Here is a 16,176-nt window from a genome sequence, read left to right as displayed (position 1 = left end):
ATGTGCTTCGCGCTGTCAGTGGCAAATGCCCCCCTAGCAGGGGTCAAGGCAAGGCGCACAGGCAATGCGCGTACCGTCGAATCCCCAAGCGCTGCATGCTATCGCCTGGGGATTGTGGTCAGTCGACAAACAGATCAGGGATCAGCGTGCCGCCAGCGGGATCGAAACGGTACTGCTCGAATTCGCTTTGGCCCTGTTCGCGGAGGATTTCCTCGTCGATCAACAGGCGTCCGCTGATGCTGCGCCCGGTACTGGTCAGGATGGCGTGGGCGGCGTCGGCCATGATCGCCGGGGTGCGCGCGCGTTTGAAGGCGTCGCGGCTGCCCAGCTCGAACTCGATGGCGGCGGTGGCGATCATGGTCTTGGGCCACAGTGAATTGACGCTGATGGCGTACTTCTTGAACTCCTCGCTCATGCCCAGGGTCAGCATGCTCATGCCGTACTTGGTCACGGTGTAGGGGCCGTGTTGGGCGAACCACTTGCTGTCCATACTCAGCGGCGGCGACAGGTTGAGGATATGCCCGTTGCTACTCTTTTTCAGGTACGGCAGCGCGGCCTGACTGCAGACCATCACCGCCCGGGTGTTGATCTGGAACATCAGGTCGAAGCGCTTGGGCTCCAGGTGCTCGACGCCGACCAGCTTGATCGCGCCGGCGTTATTGATCAGCCCATCGATGCCGCCAAAATGCTCGGCAGCCTTGGCCATGGCGGTTTTTACTGCCTGTTCGTCGCGCACATCCAGTTGCAGGGCCAGGGCCTTGCCGCCGGCGGCTTCGACCTCGGCCGCCACCGAATGGATGGTGCCCGGCAGCTTGGCATGGGGTTCGGCACTTTTTGCCGCGATGACGATGTTGGCGCCGTCGCGTGCTGCGCGCAGGGCGAACTCGCGGCCGATACCGCGGCTGGCGCCGGTGATGAACAGGGTTTTGCCTTGCAGTGACATATGCGTTCTCCCGAAATGTTATGGGTTTGGTGGGAGGGGCTTTAGCCGCGACACGCTGCGAATCCGTCGCGGCTAAAGCCCCTCCCACGGGGTTATGTGCCCAACGCTTCGATTTCAACCAACAGTTGGCGGTTCTTCACCTGGTCGCCCTGGTTGACGCCAACACGCCGGACCACGCCGTCGATGCTGGCTTTGAGTGAGTGCTCCATCTTCATCGCCTCCAGCACCACCAGCAGTTGACCCTTGCTGACCGGGCTGCCTTCCGCGACCAGCACCTCGACAATCGCCCCGTCCATTGGCGCCTTGACGCTGCCGGAACCGGCATCTGCGGCGCTGCTGACCGGCAGGTGGGTAATGTCAGTGAATTGCAGATTGCCGTTGTGGCCATATAGGCAGAGCTTGCCGTCCAGCAAATGATAGGCCAGGCGCTGGCGAATACCGTCCAGTTGCAGAGTAGCCCAGCGGCCGTCGCAAGCCAGTAGCTTGAGGCTGATCGACTGCTCGCCGACCTTGGCCAGCAGGCTGGGTTGTGCGCCGTCCGTCAGCACCTCCAGCTCGACGTTATGCTGCTGTTCGCCTTGTTCCAGAACAAAACGCCAGGGCGCGCTGCCGGCATTGCGCCAACCGGCCAGGCCGCTCTGGTGGGCGCGGGCATTGGCCGATTGCTGATAGAGCAGGGCGGCGGCCACGGCCAGCTCGCTGGCGGCCGGCGGCTGCGGGCTCAGGCTCGGGTCTGCGGCGAAATGCTCGGCAATAAAGGCGGTGGTGGCGTTGCCGGCGGCAAATTCGGGGTGCTTCAACAGGTTGGCGAGGAAGCGCTGATTGCCATTGACTCCCAGCAGCACGCAGTCTTCCACCGCGCGCAGCAGTTTGCGCCGGGCTTCGTCGCGGGTCGCGCCATAGGCGATGACCTTGGCCAGCATCGGGTCGTAGAACGGGCTGATGGTCTGGCCTTCGAGCAGGCCGTGGTCGATGCGGATGCCGTCGAGCAATGCCGGCTCCCAGCGCAGCACCTGGCCGGTCTGCGGCAGGAAGTTACGGCTCGCATCTTCGGCATACAGGCGCACTTCCATGGCGTGGCCGGTGAGGCGAATCTCCTCCTGCTTGAGCGGCAGCGGCTGGCCTTCGGCGACGCGGATCTGCCAAGCCACCAGGTCTTGCCCGGTGATCAGCTCGGTGACCGGGTGTTCGACCTGCAGGCGGGTGTTCATCTCCAGGAAGAAGAACTCGCCACTCTGATCGAGCAGGAATTCCACGGTGCCGGCGCCGACATAGTCGACCGAGGCCGCCGCCTTCACCGCGGCCTCGCCCATGGCCTGGCGCAGTTGGGGCGTCATCAGCGGGCAGGGCGCTTCCTCGACCACCTTCTGGTGGCGGCGCTGCACCGAGCAGTCACGCTCACCGAGGTAGACGATATTGCCGTGCTGGTCGCCGAACACCTGGATTTCCACATGGCGCGGCTGAAGCACCGCGCGTTCGAGGATCAGCTCGCCGCAGCCGAAGGCGTTCTGCGCCTCGGAGCGGGCGGTGCGGATCTGCGCCAGCAACTCGGACGCGTCATGGACCAGGCGCATACCGCGGCCACCGCCGCCGGCGCTGGCCTTGATCATCAGCGGGTAGCCGATGCGCTGGGCTTCGCGGCTCAGGGTATGGTCGTCCTGCTCGGCGCCTTCGTAGCCCGGGATGCAGGGCACGCCGGCTGTGAGCATGGCGATCTTTGACAGGCGTTTGCTGCCCATCAGGTGGATGGCCTCGACGGTAGGGCCGATAAACACGATACCGGCCACCTCGCAGGCGCGGGCGAAATCGGCATTCTCCGAGAGAAAACCGTAGCCGGGGTGAATCGCCTCGGCGCCGGTTTTCTGTGCTGCCACGATGATGTTATCGATCAGCAGATAGGACTGGTTTACCTGGGCCGGGCCGATACACACCGCCTGGTCGGCCAGTTGCACATGGCGCGCGTCGGCATCGGCCTCGGAATACACAGCAACGGTGCGGTAGCCCAGAGCATGGGCGGTGCGCATCACCCGGCAGGCGATTTCGCCGCGGTTGGCGATCAGAATCTTGTTGAAGGCGGGCATCTGTGTGCTCCTGCTGCGTGTAAGTGTGGCGATCAGGTTGTGTGTGGGAGGGGCCGGGCGGCGATCCGCTTTAGCCGCGAGACAGCAATGACCGTCGCGGCTAAAGCCCCTCCCACAGGGTTATTCAGCGGCCCATTTCGGCGCGCGTTTCTGCACAAAAGCCATGGTGCCCTCTATGCCTTCAGCACCGGTTACCGCCGCAGCGAACTGGCCGGCGGCGCGGTCCAGCAGCGGGCCAAGGGCTTCGTCCTGACTAGCCAGCAGCAGCGCCTTGGTCTGCGCGTTGGCCTGCGGTGCACAGCTACGTACTTGGCTAAGCACTTGTTGCAGACGAGCGTCGATGGCTTCGCTACTGACCTCGCTGAAGTGCACCAGGCCTAGGCGCTCGGCTTCGCTGCCATTGAAACGGGCGGCGGTCAGCGCTAGGCGCCGGGTCTGGGTCAAACCGATGCGTTTAACCACAAAGGGCGCGATCTGTGCGGGCAGAATACCCAGGGTGGTTTCCGGCAGGCCGAACTTGGCATCTTGGTGGCAGATGGCAATATCCGAGACGCAGGCCAGGCCGAAGCCGCCGCCGAGCACTGCGCCTTCCAGCACGGCAATCAGTACCTGGGGGGTGTGTTGTGCTTCTTCCAGCAGGCTGCCGAAGGCGCGGTTCAGGGCGCGGTAGGCGTCAGCCCCGGTAGCGCGAGCACTGGCCATGTCCTTGATGTCGCCGCCGGCACAGAAATGCCCGCCGGCGCCGCGCAGCACGATGGCGCGCACGCTCAGGTCATCGCGCACGGCGGCCAGCACCGCGCGCAAGTCGCCGACCATGGCCAGGCTCATGGCATTGCGACTGTCCGGCCGGTTGAGGGTGACGTGCAGCACGCCCTCGGCCCGTTCCAGCAACAGGGTTTCCGTGTTTGGTAGTTCAGCCATCACCGGCTCCTCGTGATCGTTCCTACGCTCTGCGTGGGAATGTGCTTTGCGGCGCTCTGCGTCGCTGGGACGCGGAACGTCCCGTTATGGGTTCCCACGCCGAGCGTGGGAACCCTCGACGACTTCAGGCTTTTTTCTTGCCGGGCAGGATGCCCATCAACTTGCAGATGATGCCCAGCATGATTTCGTCGGCACCGCCGCCAATGGAGACCAGGCGTACGTCGCGGTAGGCGCGGGCCACCGGGTTGTCCCACATGTAGCCCATGCCGCCCCAGTACTGCAGGCAGCTGTCGGTGACTTCGCGACCCAGGCGACCGGCCTTGAGCTTGGCCATCGAGGCCAGGTTGGTCACGTCCTTGCCGCGGATATATTGCTCGGTGGCCTGGTAGACCAGGGCGCGCAGGCACTCGACTTCGGTCTGCAACTCGGCCATGCGGAAGTGGATGACCTGGTTGTCGATCAGCGCGTTGCCGAAGGTCTTGCGCTCCTTGCAGTAGTCGATGGTGGCGTCGATGCAATGCTCCAGGCCCTTGATCATGTTGGCCGCGCCGAACAGGCGTTCTTCCTGGAACTGCAGCATCTGCATCATGAAACCGGCGCCTTCGTGGCCGATGCGGTAGCGCTGCGGCACGCGCACATCGTCGAAGAACACCTGGGCGGTCTCCGAGCTGCGCATACCGAGCTTGTCCAGGTGCGGGCTGACGCTGATGCCTGGGGTGTTCATCGGCACCATGATCAGTGACTTGTTAACGTGGGGCTTGTCGCCTGAGGTATTGGCCAGCAGGCAGATAAAGTCGGCGGATGGCGAGTTGGTGATCCACATTTTGCTGCCGTTGATCACATAGTCGTCGCCGTCTTTCTTGGCGGTGGTTTTCAGTCCGGCCACATCGGAACCGGCGCCAACTTCGGACACGCCGATACAGCCGACCATTTCGCCGCTGATGGCCGGGCGCAGAAACTCGTCACGCAGCTCGTCGGAGCCGAAACGCGCCAGGGCAGGGGTGCACATGTCGGTCTGCACGCCGATGGACATGGGGATGCCGCCGCAAATGATGGTGCCGAACTCTTCGGCGGCGACGATCGAGTAGCTGTAGTCGAGGCCCATGCCGCCGAATTTTTCCGGCTTGGAGATACCCAGCAGGCCGAGGTCGCCGGCTTTCTTGAAGATGTCGTGGATCGGGAAGCGGCCGTCCTTTTCCCACTGCTCGACATGCGGGTTGATTTCCCGCTCGACAAAATTACGCACCGTGCGACGCAGCTCTTCGTGTTCCTGGGTAAAGATCATTTTTCTTGTTCTCCGTATCGACTGGGCTCGGTAGGGCGGGTGAAACCCGCCAATCATGTGGCGGGTTTCACCCGCCTACGGTGTATAGATTCAGAATCTCGCAACGCCAAAGCTGTTGGATTTCAGTGGCCGCACGGCGGCATCGGCGCAAATATCCAGCAGGTAACCGAGCAGCTTGCGCGTGTCGCGTGGGTCAATCAGGCCGTCATCCCACAGGCTGGCGGTGCCGTACAGCGCGGTGGATTGGCTGTCGAGTTTCTGCGCGGTGACCTGTTCGAGCAGGTCGAGCATCTGCGGGTCGGCCTGCTTGCCTAGCTTGGCGTGCTTGTCCTCGGTGACGATGCGCAGCACCTTGCCGGCCTGGGCGCCGCCCATGACAGCGGTCTTGCTGTTGGGCCAGGCGAAGATAAAGCGCGGGTCCAATCCGCGGCCGCACATGGCGTAGTTGCCGGCGCCGTAGGAGCCGCCGACCACTATGGTCAGCTTGGGCACAGTGGCGTTGGCCACGGCCTGGATCATTTTCGAGCCGTGCTTGATCACGCCCTGCTGTTCGGCCTCGGTGCCGACCATAAAGCCGGTGGTGTTGTGAAAGAACAGGATTGGCGTGTTGCTCTGCTCGCACAGCTGGATAAATTGCGCCGCCTTGGCCGCGCCTTGCGGGGTGATCGGGCCGTTGTTGCCGATAAAGCCGCAGGGCTGGCCTTCGATCTGCAGATGGCCGCAGACGGTCTGGTTATCGAACTCGTTCTTGAAGTCGAGAAACGCCGAGCCATCGGCGATGCGGGCGATGATTTCGCGTACGTCGTAGGGCTTCTTCGCATCGGCTGGCACCAGGCCGAGCAGTTCGTCGACCGGGTACAGCGGTTCGCGGTAGCTCTTCAGCGTCCGCGCCGGCAGCTGGGCGTTCCACGGCAGCATGCTGACAATTTCGCGGGCGATGCGCACGCCGTCGGCGTCGTTTTCCGCCAGGTATTCGGCGGTGCCGGCGACCTGGGCGTGCATCTCGGCACCGCCCAGTTGTTCATCGGTGGCGATCTCGCCGGTCGCGGCTTTCAGCAGCGGCGGACCGGCGAGGAACATCTTGGCCTTGCCACGCACCACCACCACATAATCTGACAGCCCCGGCTGGTAGGCCCCGCCAGCGGTGCTGGAGCCGTGCACCACAGTGATCTGCGGCAGGCCCATGGCCGACATACGCGCCTGGTTGGCGAAACCGCGCGCGCCCTCGACGAAGATGTCGGCGGCGTAGTTGAGGTTGGCGCCGCCGCTTTCGGTCAGCGCCACCACTGGCAGTTTGTTCTCGAAGGCGATCTGCTGCAGGCGTAGGGTCTTCTTCAGCCCGCTGGGGCTAATGGTGCCGCCCTTGATCGCGCTGTTGCTGGCGCTGATCAGGCAGCGCACCCCGGCGATATAGCCGATCCCGGAGATAATCCCGCCGCCGGCCTGGCTGCCGTCCTTGTCATCGTGCAGCTTGTAGCCGGCCAGCGAGCACAGTTCGAGAAACGGCGCGCCGGGGTCGAGTAACAGATTCAGGCGCTCGCGCGGCAGTAACTGGCCGCGGTTTTCGAACTTGGCCTTGGCTTCAGCCGCCTTGTTCAGGCAGTTCTGTTCGATCTCGCGAAAGCTCGCCACGGCGGCGAGCATGGCTTCACGGTTGTTGGCGAAGTCTTCGCCGTGCACGTCGATGTCGGACTGGATAACCGGCATAGGAGTTACTCCTCGCCTTTGAGTACATCGGGGACATAGGCCCGATGGAAACCGTCGTAGGCGACGCTGTTCTTCGCCTTGCCCAAGGTCCAGGCGCGGCTGCCCTGGCTGGCGGCGCCGTCGATGCGGATGGTATTGCCGCTGATAAAGTTGGCACCCGGCGTGAGCAGAAAGACGATGGCGGATGCCACTTCCGATTCGCTGCCGATGCGTTGCAGCGGCACGTGATCCTTGAGCGAGCGGATCATGCTCTTCATCGATTCGGGGTAGGTGTCCATGCCGCTGGAGGCGATCCAGCCCGGTGCCACGGCATTCACCCGCACCCCGGCGTGGCCCCACTCGACAGCGGCGGTCTTGGTGAAATTCTCCATGCCGGCCCGCGCCGCGCCCGAGTGACCCATGCCGGGCATGCCGCCCCACATGTCGGCGAGCATGTTGACGATGCTGCCGCCATGTTTGCTCATGCTTTGTAGGAAGACTTCCTTGGCGATCAGAAACCCGCCGACCAGGTTGGTGCGCACCACGGTCTCGAAGCCTTTCTGGTTGATGCCGATCAGTGGCGCGGGAAACTGGCCACCGGCATTGTTGACCAGGTGATGGATCTGTCCGCGTTCGGCCACCACGGTTTTGACCATGGCCTTAACCGCTTCCTCGTCACGGATGTCGCAGACCTGCAAGCTGGCACTGCCGCCGTCTTCGCCGATTTCAGCGCAGGTGGCTTCGAGCTTTTCCAGCTTGCGCCCCACCAGCACTACATGGGCACCCAGGTGGGCCAGTTCATGGGCGGTGCAACGGCCGATGCCGCTACCGCCTCCGGTGACCATGATGGTCTGGCCGCTGAACAGGCCGGGTTTGTACACGGAGTTGTAGGTCATTGCTCATCCTCTTGCCGATGGTTCCCATGCTCTGCGTGGGGACCGCTCTTGCTCTGTGTCCCATGCGCCGCTGAGCGTCGCGGGATGCGTTCCCACGCGGAGCGTGGGAATGATCTGTGTTCCGAATTACAGTAAATCGGCCAATGCTTTGGGCACCGGCACCGGGAATTCCAGCAGCTGCTGGGCAAAGGCCTTGCCTTGCGGGTCGATGCGCAAGCTGGCGATGCCGCCGCCGCCCAGGGCGTTTTCCAGCAGGAAGTTCAGGCTATGGCTGCCGGGCAGGTACCAGCGAGTCACCTTGCCGGTTTGCGGGTCCAGCGTGTGCCGCATCCATTCGGCCACGGCACCCTCGCTCAGCGCAGCGGCGATCCAGGCCAAGTATTCGGGCTTTCTGGCCATTACCCCGATATTGCTGTGATTGCCCTTGTCGCCAGAGCGCGCTACGGCCAGCTTGATCAGCGGCACGCGGGTGTCGGCCTGGCCGACTGGGGTCGGGGCGGCGATATCGCTGGCGATCTGTGAGCTATCCAGTGTCGTGATCTGCGGCATGGCCACCGCTGTACGGTCACCGTCTATCTCCACTTCCAGCGCGCAGGCGTTCTTGTCGGCGAGGAAGCTGAACAGGCGAATCACCGGATACACCGTGGGGCGGCCGCCGACGATGCCGGTCAGGCCAGGCGCCATGCCGGTGGCGGCCTGGGCGATCTCGCGGGAGAACAACACCAAGGCTTCTTTCTTGGCGTGGCGCACGGCGATCTTGATCACGATTTCGCGGGTATCTTGCCGCTGGCCGTGAGCGCCGTAAGTGGCCTCGGAACCCAGCAGTTCGATGCTGACTTCCTTGTAGGGACCCCAGCCGCGCTCGGCGAACAGCTCTGCGGTCTTGTTGATGATCGCCTGGCTGACCCGCTGGGCCTTGTTAACCGCATCGATGCCGGCCATCAGGCAGCTGGCGGTGCAGCGGAAACCATCCGGGTAGGTAGCGCTGACCTTGTATTGCGCGGTGGGCGGCAGGCCGCGCGCACCTTTGAGTTCGACCCGGTCTTTGCCAACCTGAGCCAGGGTGACCTGGGTGAAATCGCAGACCACATCGGGCAGGTAATAGGCACGCGGGTCGCCAATCTCGTAGAGCATCTGCTCGCCGACGGTAAAAGGCGTGACCAAGCCGCCGGAACCCTGCGGCTTGGTCACGACAAAGCTGCCGTCGGCTGCCACTTCCACCACCGGGAAGCCGATGTGCTCGTAGTCCGGCACGCTTTGCCAGTCGGTGAAGTTGCCGCCGCTGCACTGCGCGCCGCATTCGATGATATGCCCGGCCAGCGCGGCCTGGGCCAGCTGGTCGTAATCGCTCCAAGCCCAGCCGAACTCATGCACCAGGGCGGCGCTGACCACCGCGCTGTCGACCACGCGGCCGGTGATGACGATATCCGCACCGAGCTTCAAGGCCTCGACTATGCCCGGTGCACCGAGGTAAGCGTTGACCGAGACGCAGAACGGCGGCAATGGCGCGCCGCTGAACATTTCCACGGTGCCGGCTTTGCCCAGTTCGCCGAGCTTGGGTTGCAGGTTGTCGCCATGCAGCACGGCAATCTTCAGGTTCACCCCAGCCTGTTCGCAGGCCGCAGCCAGGGCGGCGGCGCAGGCGCTGGGGTTGACCCCGCCGGCATTGCTGATCACGCGGATGTTGTTCTGCGCGATGTCGGCCAGCAGCGGCGCGAGGGTTTCCACGAAGTCGCTGGCGTAGCCGGCGTCCGGCTGCTTCATCCGCGCTCCGGCCATGATCGACATGGTCACTTCGGCCAGGTAATCGAACACCAGGTAATCCAGTTCGCTGCCCTTTACCAGCTGGGCGGCGGCGGTGCAGGTGTCGCCCCAGAAGGCGGAGGCGCAGCCGATGCGTACGGTTTTAGTCATTGGAGGATCCGCAACACATGAATAAGGTGAACTGAAGGCTACCAAGCAAGCGCTTGGTTGAAAAGCCCCGGGGTCGATATTTCTCAAGCAAAGTGCGGCCAAGCGCTTGCTTGGGTAGCCCGCGCAGCATAAGTTTCACCAATAACGACAAACACTTGGGCAAATAGCCGGAAAATGGCCGTTTTGTCCAAGTCATATAGAAGGCTGGAGAGTATTAAGCGTGGATGACCAACAAGCTCAGGCGGTGATGCGGGACCTGATGACCCGTGGGCAGATCACCGATCCGGACAGCGCCCGCGGCAAACTGCTGCAGACCGCGGCGCACCTGTTTCGCAGCAAGGGTTACGAACGCACCACGGTGCGCGACCTGGCCAGCGCGGTGGGTATCCAATCGGGCAGCATCTTTCATCACTTCAAGAGCAAGGACGAGATCCTGCGCTCGGTGATGGAGGAAACCATTCGCTACAACACCGCCTTGATGCAGGCTTCGTTGGCCGAGGCGAGCAACTTGCGTGAGCGCGTGCTGGCGCTGATCCGCTGCGAACTGCAGTCGATCATGGGCGGCACCGGCGAGGCCATGGCGGTGTTGGTCTACGAATGGCGTTCGCTCTCGGAGCCCAGCCAGCAATTTATCCTCGAATTGCGCGATACCTATGAGCAACTGTGGCTGGACGTCCTGAGCGAGGCCCAGGCAGAGGGATACTTCAAGGCCGATCCCTTCATCCTCCGACGTTTCCTCACCGGCGCCTTGAGTTGGACCACTACCTGGTTCCGTCCTGAAGGGCCGATGAGCCTGGATCAACTGGCCGAAGAGGCGCTTTCGCTGGTACTCAAAGAGGTTTGAGCGTTCAATAGCTGACAATGGCCTTTTGGCACTATTGCAGCGGTTAGGGAATATCCGCCCAGCTAACACAAGGAGCCGCTCGCGGCCTGGTGTCGCTTTCGAGGTGTGTGATTTGCGCGTGGTGTTCAGGGGGCTGCTGATTACGCTGGGTCTGTCTATCGCTTTAGCGGCGATGGCCACCGAGCAGGTGCGGGTTGGCGCCTACCACTTCCCTCCTTATGCGATTAAACCGGAAAGCGCCGCGCCCGGCGGGGTGCTACCGGAATTACTGGCGGCCCTGAATGATTTGCAGAGCACCTATCAATTCAGTCTGGTGCCAACCTCGGTGGCCCGCCGTTACCGCGATCTGGAAAGTGGCCGCTTCGATCTGATTCTGTTCGAGTCGCCGGGGTGGGGTTGGCAGAATACGGCGCATACCGCACTGAATCTGCATATCGAAGATGCTGAAGTCTATGTCGCCCTGGTCGAGCCGGGACGCGACCAGGGCTATTTCGATCAGCTCAAGGGTAAGCGGCTGGCGCTATACAGTGGTTATCACTACGGCTTCGCTGGCTTCAATGCGGATCAGCAATTCCTCCGTGACAACTTTGCTGCGGTGCTTACCTACTCGCATGACAGCAACCTGCTGATGCTGCTGCGCGATCGGGCCGATATTGTAGTGATTACCCGCTCTTATCTGCAGAACTACCAGGGTCGTCACCCCAAGCGCAGTAAGGCGTTGCTGGTATCGCAGCGGGTCGATCAGTATTACCAGCACCATGCGTTGTTCCGTGTGCAAGCCCCGTTGATGCCAGAGACTTTCGCCGGGTTGCTGCTGGAGCTGAATCGTAATGGGCAGCTGGACGTCCTGCTCCAGCGTTATCATCTGGTGGTGCCGGAACCTCTGCCGAATGACTGAAATCACTCTATTCGGTCAGTTTTTCCTGGAGTAGGCTGTTTTCGAGCGCAAATATGGATATTGGGGTGCATATGTCGCGGTTGCTGCGCAGGCTGGTCATGGGGTGTGCACTGTGTGTGGCGATACTGGCTACGGGGCCGCTTGCAGCCCAGCAAGTGGTGCATGTGGGCGGTGCTTTTTTCCCGCCTTATGTACTTAAGGCGGAGCAGTCGCAGCGTGCCGGCTTGCTGCCGCAATTGCTCGATGCACTCAACCGGGCGCAAAACGATTTTAACTTCATAGTGCGCCCGACCTCGATTCCCCGGCGTTTCCGGGATTTCGAACAGGGGCGGATTGACATGTCGATGTTCGAAAACTCGGCCTGGGGTTGGCAGGAGATTGCCCACACCGCCGTCGACATGGGGCTGGAAGATGCTGAAGTGTTTGTCGCACGGGTCGAGCCGGAGCGCGGGCAGGGGTATTTCAAGCGGCTCAGAGGCAAGCGTCTGGCGCTGTTCAATGGCTACCATTATGGTTTCGCCGACTTCAATGCCGAGCCGCAATTCCTCGCGAAGAACTTCAATGCGACCCTGAGCTATTCCCACGACAGTAACTTGCTCATGGTGCTGCATGGACGAGCGGATATCGCCCTGGTCACGCGTTCCTATGTCAGCGATTTTCTCGAGCGTCATCGGCAATACACCGGGCAGTTGCTGATTTCCCAGCGGGTCGACCAACGCTATCAACATCAGGTGCTGCTGCGCCCCGCAGCACCAATCAGTGCGGTGCAACTTGGCCGGTTATTCGAGCAAATACGCAGCAATGGCCAATTGGCCGCCATCTTCGAACCCTACCGGATCGCAGTCAGGCCAGGCGCAGCGGATAGCTCAGTAACAGCAGGTGTGACAGATTGACCGCAGCGTGCAGGGCAACCGCCACGCTCAGTCGGCCGCTGTAGTGAAATGCCAGGCCGTAACCCAAGCCGGCGATACCCGCAACCACGGCAAATAACGGACTGAAGGGCGCATGCACGGCGCCGAACAGCACGGCAGTCAGCAGGATTCCCGGACAGATACCCAGCCAGCTGACCAGGTGAGTCTGCAGCAGGCCGCGAAACAGCAGCTCTTCGGCCAGGACCGCCACGCCCAGGTTGACCGCCAGCCACAGCCACAACTCCGCCGGCCATTTTGGCTGCCAGTCAACCAGGCTCAGGGTCAAGGCCAGCAGTGGTATGCCGACCAAAGTCAGCAGCGCCACTGTCCCGGCTCGTTGCGCTTGGGTGCGACGTGCGTGGGGTTGGCCCAGCCACCACGCCAGCAAGGTCAAGCCAACCAGCAATTTGTCCCAGGACAGGCGCGCGGCGTAAGGCGCCGCATCGCTGCTGATCTGCCGTGGCGGCGTCAGTGGCCAGGGCGCGAAACCCGGTATCAGGTGGGCGGCTAGGGCAAGGCTGGCGAGCAGGCTGAGGCGCCACCACAGGCGCTTGGGCAGTGCTTGGTCGGCAGCCAGCAGGAGGGCGATGAAGAGCAGGCCGGCGGCCAGCCCGATGGGTTGGATAAAGCCCAGGCCAAAGCCCAGCCCCAGGCCCAGGGTTGGTAGCAGCAGGCGAAGATGTAGCGGCACGGCAGCTCCTGGTAAGGAGCCGCAGTTTAGCGGCGCAGCCCGCTCAGCGTTACTCGAAATAACGCCCGAGCAAGTGCGGGTCGTCGAAGTGGGCACGGCCGATAAAGGCCGTGGCATGCGTGCCCCACTGCCGTATAGCACCCGGCGAAACGACACCGGATGGCCACAGCAGCCAGCGCTCCAGGCGCTCGCTGCCGGGTACTAGGCCGTCTTTGCCGTACAGGCTGCGCTGGCCTTGTGGGTGAGGCAATTGGCGCAACTGATCGAGCGGCATGCGTTGGTAGAGCAGAGTGGGGTAGGGCGAACGGCGGGCATCGATCCAGTGCAGGCGATGCTCGCCTGCACTCAACCACAAGGTCGGCGGCGTATCACCATTGAAGCTCAGACGTTGGCTCAGGCGTGCTTCTTCATCGGCATTCTGGCGCACTTGCAGGGGCGAGTCCGCCGGCAGGTAAAAACTGTGCCAGCAGCCACAGGGATGGATGCTGTCATAGAGCAGGGCCTTGCCTTGCTGGTCGAGGGTGACGCGCCAGAGCAAACCGTCCAGCTCGCCACCGTACAGATCCACGGCGTTGGGCTTGGGTCGCTGGCTGAACCAGAGCTGGTAGATCAATTGCAGGTGCCAGCGGCCATTCAACTGGCTCCAACTGCTGTGCTGGTAAAGACGTGCCTGCAGCGGATTAAACGCTCGGCTGCCATCAGGGCGGTAATACGGGCTGCCGATACGGTCGCTGCGGCCGGCTTGGGCGATCTTCAGCCAGGGCGCGTGGCGGGCGAACAGCGCGTCGAGTTGCTGTGCATCCGCCTGCGGCAGGCCCAGGCCATCTTCATGCAACATCAGCGGCAGTGGCTGCGCCGCTGGCGGAATTGGCTGGTAGCTTAGCCACTGCGCGCCGTCCTCGGGCGCAGTGGCTTGGCCGGCAGCTTGCTGCCAAGCGGCAATGCCGTGGCGGAAGATCGGCTTGAACAGCGGATAGAGGCCCAGGGTGCGTGCCCAGTCACGATAGTCGTCGGGCACTTGCGCGGCTTCGACTGCGCGGGCAAACGCCTTGGGGTCGGCGCTCAGGCGTTCGACCTGGCGGGCGCGGCAGGCACCGAGCGCCTCTTGCCGGGCTGGGCTGCTCCAGTCGTGGCGCTGGGTCGCTGGTAATTGGCCAATTTCGATCCTGCTGGACTCGGTGTCGCGTGCGGCCAGGTGTTGCAGCCACAGACGGCGCTGCGCCGGGCTATCTGCGTTTGCGCCGAGGGCAGCGAGGACTCTATCGCTGCGTAGGCCGATAAAGCCGGGCAAACGGTGGTACTGCGCATCCTGATAAGCCTGGGTGGCCAGCGGCAATTGCGTGAACAACGCCGCACAGGTTTCAGTCGATGCGGGTTGCCATTGTGCACAGCCCGCCAATAGGCCGGCCAGCAGACTAACGCTTGCGAGCGTCCTCGGCGTCCTGGGCTTCCATCTCGATTTTTCGTTCACGGACTTTCTGCAGTTGTTCGTCGGTTAGCGGCAGGGGTTTGGCAGTACGCAGCAGCACCATCAAGCCGGCCACGATAGAGCCTAGAACGAGAACTATCAGTAACCAGATATACCAAGGCATGGTCGTCTCTTCGGCGGCGGGGTGGAGTCCTCACCATATCGCGCCTGGGCGGGCTTGTCAGGTTGGTAATTGCGCCACGGCCTGCAGGTTGCTGTCGTCTTTAGGCGTTACGCCGGAGAGTTGCAGTCGCAGGTCTTGCACGTCTGCAGCTCAACGCGACTGACGACACTGACCTAGGCCAAGATGACAGGGTGATGACTGAGGGCAGGGTATTCGGTTGCCGCGTGAGAAGTGTCACACGACGGCAACTTGGCGCTGATTGACTGGCGACTTTCCAGCGACAGGGAGTCTTTGCCAATGACCCCCACCAGCGCTCTGGTGCGCCTGCTCAAATCTGTCACGCCATTGGCGCCGGCGATGAGCATCGCGGATGTTGCGGATCGCTTGCTGACCCCGGAACACAAGACTTTCCTGTCCTTGCCGATCGTCGATGCAGCGGGCTATCCGCTGGGGTTGGTCAGCCGCAGCGCCTTGCAGGATATTTTCATGCAGCGCTTCGGCCGCGACCTGTGCGGTCGTCATCCGGTGCATGAGGTGATGAATCCGGCGCCGCTGATGGTCAGCCTGGCCACCAGCCTGGAGGCGGCGGCCAGGCAGATCACCGGGTAGCTGTAATACCCGATCACCAAAGGCTTCATCCTGGTCGATGCGCAGGGCCAGTATCGCGGTCTTGGTACCGTGCTCGATCTGCTCAAGGCCATGCAGGCGCGCATTGCCCAGCGCAATGCAGTGCTGCGCAAGGCGCTGGTTGATCTCAAGGAATCACCGGCGCAACTGCTGCAGTCGGAGAAGATGGCCTCGCTCGGGCAGATGGTCGCCGGCGTCGCCCATGACTTGAATACCCGCTGGGCTACGTGAAGAACAATGTGCAATTGCTGCGTGGGCTGAGCGCGCCGCTGTTCGAGTTGGCCGAGGTGCAGGCGACCTTGGCCGATTGCCTGACTGACCCGAACTGCGACGAAGCGCGCCTAGCCATCGCTCTGGACAGCGCGGCCAACGCACGTGAACGGGCCGCGCCGGAGCGGCTGGTCGACGATCTTAACCAGCTGTTCGACGACACCCTCTATGGGCTGGAGCCGATCGCCGAACGGGCGGTCGGGCTTCAAGGACTTTGCCCGCCTGGATCGCGCCATGAGCGAGGAGGTCGACCTCAAGGACTGTATTTGCAGCGCCCTGCTGATTGCGCGCAACAGCATCAAGGATAAGGCCGAGGCGGTTCTACAGCTCGGTGAACGCCGCGGATTCCCTGTGCGCCCGCGCAGATCAATCAGGTACTGCTCAAGCTGATCAACGAGGCGCAGATATTCCGCTACCTACCCAAGCCGATCCGCCGTGGTCTGTTCGGGAAAGGTTTGCAGGCTGCCGCCGAGCAGGCGTTGCTGTGGCGCGCTCAGCCGGCGCAGGTAGTTACGCGCCTGGCGCAGGTACCGCGCGAGGCGCGTGAGCGGGAGAAGGTGGGGAGCCTGATGGGGATGTTGGGCCGCCTGCGCGAACGCCTGACGGCGTAGGGCGGC

Annotated in this window: 16 protein-coding genes and 1 pseudogene; 7 read left to right on the top strand and 10 right to left on the bottom strand. The window is 62.9% G+C overall.

Annotated features, from left to right (window positions below; translation table 11 throughout):
* Positions 1 to 118: 118 nt before the first annotated feature.
* The 7 genes from B2D37_RS10125 to B2D37_RS10095 all read right to left on the bottom strand — a co-directional run bounded on the left by B2D37_RS10125 (position 119) and on the right by B2D37_RS10095 (position 9,726).
* Positions 119 to 943, bottom strand: a complete 825-nt coding sequence (locus B2D37_RS10125) for an NAD(P)-dependent oxidoreductase (RefSeq protein WP_079202564.1) — start codon at positions 941 to 943, stop codon at positions 119 to 121.
* 92 nt (positions 944 to 1,035) lie between these two features.
* Entirely contained in the window at positions 1,036 to 3,024 is a 1,989-nt protein-coding gene (locus tag B2D37_RS10120) for an acetyl/propionyl/methylcrotonyl-CoA carboxylase subunit alpha (RefSeq protein WP_079202563.1), read from the bottom strand.
* Positions 3,025 to 3,144: 120 nt separating this feature from the next.
* Positions 3,145 to 3,945 (bottom strand): enoyl-CoA hydratase/isomerase family protein, encoded by an 801-nt coding sequence (locus B2D37_RS10115; protein ID WP_079202562.1) that lies wholly within the window; start codon positions 3,943 to 3,945, stop codon positions 3,145 to 3,147.
* A gap of 124 nt (positions 3,946 to 4,069) precedes the next feature.
* Positions 4,070 to 5,230, bottom strand: coding sequence for a citronellyl-CoA dehydrogenase (gene atuD / locus B2D37_RS10110; protein WP_079202561.1), 1,161 nt, complete (start codon positions 5,228 to 5,230; stop codon positions 4,070 to 4,072).
* Positions 5,231 to 5,320: 90 nt separating this feature from the next.
* Positions 5,321 to 6,937, bottom strand: coding sequence for a geranyl-CoA carboxylase subunit beta (gene atuC / locus B2D37_RS10105; RefSeq protein ID WP_079202560.1), 1,617 nt, complete (start codon positions 6,935 to 6,937; stop codon positions 5,321 to 5,323).
* 5 nt (positions 6,938 to 6,942) lie between these two features.
* Positions 6,943 to 7,812 (bottom strand): SDR family oxidoreductase, encoded by an 870-nt coding sequence (locus B2D37_RS10100; protein ID WP_079202559.1) that lies wholly within the window; start codon positions 7,810 to 7,812, stop codon positions 6,943 to 6,945.
* Between the two features lie 126 nt (positions 7,813 to 7,938).
* Positions 7,939 to 9,726 carry an acyclic terpene utilization AtuA family protein gene (locus B2D37_RS10095; RefSeq protein ID WP_079202558.1) on the bottom strand — a complete coding sequence of 596 codons (1,788 nt, stop codon included), beginning with the start codon at positions 9,724 to 9,726 and terminating at the stop codon, positions 7,939 to 7,941.
* A gap of 220 nt (positions 9,727 to 9,946) precedes the next feature.
* Here B2D37_RS10095 and B2D37_RS10090 point away from each other — a divergent pair, with 220 nt between their 5' ends.
* The 3 genes from B2D37_RS10090 (at position 9,947) to B2D37_RS10080 (ending at position 12,361) form a co-directional block, all read left to right on the top strand.
* The gene (locus B2D37_RS10090) at positions 9,947 to 10,570 is read left to right on the top strand and encodes a TetR/AcrR family transcriptional regulator (RefSeq protein WP_079202557.1); all 624 of its coding nucleotides are present in this window, start codon (positions 9,947 to 9,949) and stop codon (positions 10,568 to 10,570) included.
* A 172-nt stretch (positions 10,571 to 10,742) separates the two neighbouring features.
* Positions 10,743 to 11,468, top strand: coding sequence for an ABC transporter substrate-binding protein (locus B2D37_RS10085; RefSeq protein ID WP_079204956.1), 726 nt, complete (start codon positions 10,743 to 10,745; stop codon positions 11,466 to 11,468).
* Between the two features lie 98 nt (positions 11,469 to 11,566).
* A complete protein-coding gene (locus B2D37_RS10080; RefSeq protein ID WP_256573199.1) occupies positions 11,567 to 12,361 on the top strand; it encodes a transporter substrate-binding domain-containing protein in 795 nt (264 codons plus the stop codon).
* On the opposite strand, the gene B2D37_RS10075 is transcribed toward B2D37_RS10080, so the two are convergent.
* The 3 genes from B2D37_RS10075 to B2D37_RS10065 form a co-directional block, all read right to left on the bottom strand.
* Entirely contained in the window at positions 12,312 to 13,070 is a 759-nt protein-coding gene (locus B2D37_RS10075; protein WP_079202556.1) for a CPBP family intramembrane glutamic endopeptidase, read from the bottom strand. The genes B2D37_RS10080 and B2D37_RS10075 overlap by 50 nt on opposite strands.
* Before the next feature lie 49 nt (positions 13,071 to 13,119).
* Positions 13,120 to 14,418, bottom strand: coding sequence for a hypothetical protein (locus B2D37_RS10070; protein ID WP_079202555.1), 1,299 nt, complete (start codon positions 14,416 to 14,418; stop codon positions 13,120 to 13,122).
* Positions 14,419 to 14,485: 67 nt separating this feature from the next.
* Positions 14,486 to 14,662 (bottom strand): DUF2897 family protein, encoded by a 177-nt coding sequence (locus B2D37_RS10065; protein WP_079202554.1) that lies wholly within the window; start codon positions 14,660 to 14,662, stop codon positions 14,486 to 14,488.
* A 297-nt stretch (positions 14,663 to 14,959) separates the two neighbouring features.
* Between B2D37_RS10065 and B2D37_RS23640 the strand changes: the two genes are divergently transcribed.
* The 4 genes and pseudogenes from B2D37_RS23640 to B2D37_RS23625 form a co-directional block, all read left to right on the top strand.
* The gene (locus tag B2D37_RS23640; RefSeq protein ID WP_079202553.1) at positions 14,960 to 15,271 is read left to right on the top strand and encodes a CBS domain-containing protein; all 312 of its coding nucleotides are present in this window, start codon (positions 14,960 to 14,962) and stop codon (positions 15,269 to 15,271) included.
* Between the two features lie 69 nt (positions 15,272 to 15,340).
* Positions 15,341 to 15,520 carry a hypothetical protein gene (locus tag B2D37_RS23635; RefSeq protein ID WP_079202552.1) on the top strand — a complete coding sequence of 60 codons (180 nt, stop codon included), beginning with the start codon at positions 15,341 to 15,343 and terminating at the stop codon, positions 15,518 to 15,520.
* Positions 15,517 to 15,867 (top strand): hypothetical protein, encoded by a 351-nt coding sequence (locus tag B2D37_RS23630; RefSeq protein ID WP_079202551.1) that lies wholly within the window; start codon positions 15,517 to 15,519, stop codon positions 15,865 to 15,867. Before B2D37_RS23635 ends, B2D37_RS23630 begins: the two co-directional genes overlap by 4 nt.
* Positions 15,868 to 15,930: 63 nt before the next feature.
* A pseudogene (locus tag B2D37_RS23625) lies at positions 15,931 to 16,170 on the top strand (response regulator); the annotation flags it as partial.
* Between the last annotated feature and the right edge of the window lie 6 nt (positions 16,171 to 16,176).

Source organism: Pseudomonas sp. CC6-YY-74 (assembly GCF_002025205.1).
Taxonomy (GTDB): Bacteria; Pseudomonadota; Gammaproteobacteria; order Pseudomonadales; family Pseudomonadaceae; genus Aquipseudomonas; species Aquipseudomonas paeninsulae.
This window is presented reverse-complemented; position numbering and strand designations above follow the sequence as displayed.

Coding starts and splice junctions, on each gene's coding strand:
- atuC (WP_079202560.1), bottom strand. CDS start 6,937: ATGCCGGTTATCCAGTCCGACATCGACGTGCACGGCGAAGACTTCGCC.
- B2D37_RS10080 (WP_256573199.1), top strand. CDS start 11,567: ATGGGGTGTGCACTGTGTGTGGCGATACTGGCTACGGGGCCGCTTGCA.
- atuD (WP_079202561.1), bottom strand. CDS start 5,230: ATGATCTTTACCCAGGAACACGAAGAGCTGCGTCGCACGGTGCGTAAT.
- B2D37_RS23640 (WP_079202553.1), top strand. CDS start 14,960: ATGACCCCCACCAGCGCTCTGGTGCGCCTGCTCAAATCTGTCACGCCA.
- B2D37_RS10115 (WP_079202562.1), bottom strand. CDS start 3,945: ATGGCTGAACTACCAAACACGGAAACCCTGTTGCTGGAACGGGCCGAG.
- B2D37_RS10095 (WP_079202558.1), bottom strand. CDS start 9,726: ATGACTAAAACCGTACGCATCGGCTGCGCCTCCGCCTTCTGGGGCGAC.
- B2D37_RS10100 (WP_079202559.1), bottom strand. CDS start 7,812: ATGACCTACAACTCCGTGTACAAACCCGGCCTGTTCAGCGGCCAGACC.
- B2D37_RS10120 (WP_079202563.1), bottom strand. CDS start 3,024: ATGCCCGCCTTCAACAAGATTCTGATCGCCAACCGCGGCGAAATCGCC.
- B2D37_RS10065 (WP_079202554.1), bottom strand. CDS start 14,662: ATGCCTTGGTATATCTGGTTACTGATAGTTCTCGTTCTAGGCTCTATC.
- B2D37_RS10085 (WP_079204956.1), top strand. CDS start 10,743: ATGGCCACCGAGCAGGTGCGGGTTGGCGCCTACCACTTCCCTCCTTAT.
- B2D37_RS10125 (WP_079202564.1), bottom strand. CDS start 943: ATGTCACTGCAAGGCAAAACCCTGTTCATCACCGGCGCCAGCCGCGGT.